Raw genomic sequence first — 265 nt, forward strand, 5'->3', positions numbered from 1 at the left:
GCGCGGTCGCGCCCGCCGCCACGAAGCGCGGCTCCACATCCTCCGCCTCGTTGTGGCTGATCCCGTCGCGGCAGGGGCAGAAGATCATCGCCGTCGGCGCGCAGCGCGCGACATGGAGCGCGTCGTGGAAGGCGCCGGAGATGAGGCGCAACGTGGGAAGACCGGCGCGGCCAGCGCCCGTCTCGATGACCTCCAGCATGGCCTCGGGGAAGGCGAGCGGCGGCATGTGGGCGAGGGGGCGGAAGGAGGCCGTGCATCGCGCCCG

At 74.0% G+C, this 265-nt stretch carries 1 protein-coding gene; it reads right to left on the bottom strand.

All coding sequences use genetic code 11. From position 1 onward, the window contains the following. Positions 1 to 265: M20/M25/M40 family metallo-hydrolase (locus AUL32_RS24330; protein ID WP_156421620.1), on the bottom strand; the 265-nt coding region annotated here is incomplete at both ends.

The organism is Aureimonas sp. AU40 (genome assembly GCF_001463785.1).
Lineage (GTDB): Bacteria > Pseudomonadota > Alphaproteobacteria > Rhizobiales > Rhizobiaceae > Aureimonas.